We start from the raw sequence: 4,606 nt of genomic DNA, 5'->3' as shown, positions 1-4,606 counted from the left end.
AATGCAACCAATTTTAACCCCAAAACTGGTAAGTACACATTAAGAGGTGATAGGGTTTAAGATATGTTTAAAGATAAGTGTAAAAAGAATAAAGCGTGCTGTTCATTTTGTTCATTTTTATTTGGAGGATAAAAAAATTGGCAATTATTTGATAATGAGGTGATAGCGAGCGATGTGATAAGGGTGAGTTAATGGCGCACGTTCATTTGTTCATTTGCATATTTGTACCCGGTATATTATGCGTGCATAGTATTTACCCCAAACTATTTTATTAATTTTGTAGTATACCAATGTGAGTTATGGAAAGCGCCAGTTACCAAAGTGCCAATAAGATACGTTTTGTTACCGCCGCGTCGTTGTTTGACGGGCATGATGCTACCATAAACATTATGCGTCGCATACTGCAGGCAAGTGGTGCCGAGGTGATACACCTGGGCCATAACCGCAGTGTAGACGAGGTGGTAAACTGCGCCATACAAGAAGATGTGCAGGGCATTGCCCTTACCAGCTACCAGGGCGGCCACGTAGAGTACTTTAAATATATGCATGACCTGCTTGCCGAACGCGGTGCGGGTCATATCAAGATATTCGGCGGCGGCGGCGGCGTGTTCCTGCCCCATGAAATTGCCGAGCTACAGGCCTACGGTATCAGCAAAATATACTCGCCCGATGATGGGCGCACCATGGGTTTGCAAGGCATGATAAATGATATGCTAAGGCAGTGTGATTTTAAAACAGTAACCCATCTAAACGGTCAGCTAAAACATTTAGGCGATAAGAATGTACACGCCATAGCAAGTTTAATAACCCTGGCCGAAGATGGCGCAGCCGTAGCTATACCTGCTACTGCAACTGCCTCTGCTATTAAAACTATCCCGGTTATCGGCATTACCGGCACGGGTGGCTCGGGTAAATCATCGCTGGTGGATGAGATAGTGCGCCGGTTTTTAATGGAGACTGATAATACGCTGGCCATAATTTCGGTAGACCCAAGCAAGCGCAAAACAGGCGGGGCTTTATTGGGTGACAGGATACGGATGAACGCGATTAACAATCCGCGCGTATATATGCGCAGTTTGGCTACACGGCAGGCTAATTTGGCACTGAGCAGGCATGTGCAGGACGCGGTTGATATTTGTAAAGCGGCAGGGTATGATCTGATCATTGTAGAAACATCAGGCATTGGCCAAAGTGATACGATGATAACCGATTACTGCGACCTGTCGCTTTACGTTATGACCCCCGAATTTGGCGCGGCAACTCAGCTGGAAAAGATAGATATGCTGGATTTTGCAGATATGGTGGCCCTGAATAAGTTTGATAAACGGGGTGCTTTGGATGCCATACGCGATGTGCGCAAACAATATAAACGAAACCATAAACTATTCGACGCTAAGGACAATGACCTGCCAATTTACGGTACCATGGCATCGCAGTTTAACGACCCGGGGATGAACGCTCTGTTTGCGGCGCTGATAAAAAAGATAACGGTAAAAACGGGGGTTGCATTTGAATTAAAAGATATAGCCAGTTTAGGTGATGGCAGCGAAGCCGAGAAGATGTATATCATTCCGCCCGATAGGACACGATACTTGGCAGAGATTGCCGAAAGCAACGAGGCCTATACCAAATGGGTGAATGAACAGTGTGGCGTGGCGCAGCAATTATTCCAATTAAAAGGCATTATCGAATTATTAACTAAACAAGACAGCAACATGGTTGCGGGTTTAGCGGATGTGCAAAAACATTTAGAAAAACAACTACACACCGATTGCAAACGTCTGCTTGCTGAGTGGCCCGATACGGTTTTGAAATATAAAGCCGAAAATTTTATTTATAAGGTTAGAAATAAGGAAATTAAGCAGCCGTTGTTTTATACGTCGCTCTCGCAATTACAGATACCTAAGATCGCCTTGCCTAAATATGAAGCCTGGGGCGATATTTTGCGCTGGCAGCTTACGGAGAATGTGCCGGGCGAGTTCCCTTATACTGCCGGAGTGTTCCCGCTAAAGCGCGAGGGAGAGGACCCAACGCGGATGTTCGCCGGCGAGGGAGGTCCGGAGCGGACGAATAAGCGGTTCCATTATGTATCGCTGGGGCAACCCGCGCACAGGTTAAGTACGGCATTTGATTCGGTTACGCTTTATGGCGAGGACCCGCATGTGCGGCCCGATATCTATGGAAAAATAGGCAATGCCGGGGTAAGTATAGCTACGCTGGATGATGCTAAGAAGCTGTATTCGGGGTTTGACTTGTGTGATGCGGCTACCTCGGTATCTATGACCATTAACGGGCCGGCACCTATGTTGCTTGGCTTTTTTATGAATGCGGCCATAGACCAGCAATGCGAAAAATATATCACAGAGCATAAGCTTGAGCATTTGGTTGAAGCGAAGTTTAAAGAGGTTTATGAGGATAGGGGATTAACAAGGCCGAAATATCATGATGACGAATTACCTGCCGGTAACAATGGTTTGGGCCTTATGCTCCTCGGCTTAACCGGCGACCAGGTTTTGCCTGCGGATAGCTATCAAAAAATTAAATCCCATGCCATTGCCACAGTGCGTGGCACGGTACAGGCAGATATTTTAAAAGAGGACCAGGCGCAAAATACCTGCATATTCAGTACCGAGTTTGCTTTGCGGATGATGGGCGACATGCAGCAGTATTTTATTAATGAGAATGTATGGTACTTTTATTCGGTTTCTATTTCGGGCTACCATATTGCCGAGGCGGGGGCCAATCCGGTTACGCAGCTGGCCTTTACCTTATCAAACGGATTTACATATCTGGAATATTACCTGAGCCGGGGAATGCATATTGATGATTTCGCGCCTAATTTATCTTTCTTTTTCTCGAATGGAATTGATCCGGAGTATTCAGTTATAGGCCGTGTTGCAAGGCGCGTTTGGGCAAAGGCGATAAAGAATAAATATAAGGGTAATGACCGGTCGCAAAAGCTGAAATACCATATTCAAACCAGTGGCCGCTCATTACATGCGCAGGAGATAGATTTTAATGATATCCGCACCACACTACAGGCTTTGTATGCTATTTATGATAATTGTAACTCGCTGCATACCAATGCTTATGATGAGGCGATAACTACGCCTACTGAAGAATCGGTACGCAGGGCTATGGCTATACAGCTCATCATTAATCGTGAGCTTGGGCTGGCTAAGAATGAGAACCCCATACAAGGTGCTTTTATTATAGAAGAACTAACCGATTTGGTGGAACAGGCGGTAATGGCCGAATTTAAAAATATTAACGATCGCGGGGGAGTTTTAGGCGCGATGGAAACGATGTACCAGCGCAGTAAAATACAGGAAGAATCGCTGTATTACGAAACGCTAAAACATAATGGCGAGTACCCTATTGTTGGCGTGAATACGTTCCTCAACAAAAAAGGATCGCCTACTATTACGCCATCCGAAGTGATACGTGCTACCGAAGAAGAGAAACAATACCAGATAAACGCATTACACGCGTTCCAGGAACGTAATGAAACTCAAATAGGGCAGCTGTTACAGAACCTTCAACACACCGCCATAGCCGGCCAAAACATTTTTGAAAGCCTGATGGAAGCCTGTAAGAATTGCTCGCTTGGGCAAATATCGCACGCGCTGTATGAGGTTGGCGGGCAGTATAGAAGAAATATGTAGGTTTTACAAAGATTAGCTCTTGAAGATTAAAGATTAGCCATTAAAGATTAGTATTTGCAAATCAACTAATCTTTAATCTTCAATAACCAATCTTCAATAACTAATCTTTTACTTTTTTCTCAAAAACTCCGTTCGTAAAACAATACTCATACCATCAATCTTACAATCTACTTCTTCTTCATTATCGGTAAGGCGTATCTTTTTTACTGTAGTGCCTTGTTTTATGGTAGTGCCGCCGCCTTTTACCTTTAGGCTTTTTATAACTGTTACCGAGTCGCCATCATGCAGTTGGTTTCCGTTGCTGTCTTTTACTATTAATTCATCCATTATTAAGGTGATTGATATTACGGGGCAAGTTACAAACTTTAATTATGACAACCCCCGCCAGATGATTAAACAAAAAACGTAATAGGTTGGAAATGACATTTTATTTTGCACCTTTCTTAGGTGCTGATAAATAATAGTGCCACAACAACATTGTAGCCACTGTTCTGTACGGTTGCCATTGTTCGGCAACCATTATTATCTCTTCCCTTGAAACAGCCGCGGGCAAACTCTTAACCCGCTTTAACGCGTTAACTGCCGCCAAATCACCAATAGGGAATATATCTGCCCGTTGCAAAACAAACATCAGGTAAACATCTACCGTCCAGTTACCTATTCCTTTCAGGGTTATTAATTGTGCGCGTATTTCATCATCAGGTAATTGCTCAAATAAGTCCAGATCAACTTGCCTGCTTAATATGGCTTCGGCTAAATATTTTATATAAGCCGTTTTTTGTCGAATGCAATAACATGCCCTAAACTCATCATAGGTAAGCAGTAATACTCGGGCAGGCGTAAGCTCTTGTACGCGTTCCTTCAATTTATTTAACGCGGATAATGCAGATGCCAGCGAAACCTGCTGCTCCAAAATAATATGCACCAAAGTTTCAAAAGTA

General features: G+C 44.0%; 3 protein-coding genes. 1 reads left to right on the top strand and 2 read right to left on the bottom strand.

All coding sequences use genetic code 11. The features are described 5' to 3' along the window. Positions 1-299: 299 nt before the first annotated feature. Entirely contained in the window at positions 300-3,665 is a 3,366-nt protein-coding gene (locus tag JWP71_RS02130) for a methylmalonyl-CoA mutase family protein (RefSeq protein WP_299496586.1), read from the top strand. Between the two features lie 108 nt (positions 3,666-3,773). Here JWP71_RS02130 and JWP71_RS02125 read toward each other — a convergent pair whose 3' ends face one another. Both JWP71_RS02125 and JWP71_RS02120 read right to left on the bottom strand, forming a co-directional pair. Then, complete coding sequence (locus tag JWP71_RS02125; protein WP_299496584.1) at positions 3,774-3,992, bottom strand: zinc ribbon domain-containing protein YjdM; 219 nt, start codon at positions 3,990-3,992, stop codon at positions 3,774-3,776. Between the two features lie 100 nt (positions 3,993-4,092). Beyond that, positions 4,093-4,606 (bottom strand): DNA-3-methyladenine glycosylase 2 family protein (locus tag JWP71_RS02120; RefSeq protein ID WP_299496582.1); only part of this gene is annotated, 514 nt, incomplete at its 5' end.

Source organism: Mucilaginibacter sp. (assembly GCF_028287845.1).
Classification (GTDB): domain Bacteria; phylum Bacteroidota; class Bacteroidia; order Sphingobacteriales; family Sphingobacteriaceae; genus Mucilaginibacter.
This window is presented reverse-complemented; position numbering and strand designations above follow the sequence as displayed.

Excerpts from the sequence above, each read along its gene's own strand:
- JWP71_RS02130 (WP_299496586.1), top strand. The coding sequence starts at position 300 with ATGGAAAGCGCCAGTTACCAAAGTGCCAATAAGATACGTTTTGTTACC.
- JWP71_RS02125 (WP_299496584.1), bottom strand. The coding sequence starts at position 3,992 with ATGGATGAATTAATAGTAAAAGACAGCAACGGAAACCAACTGCATGAT.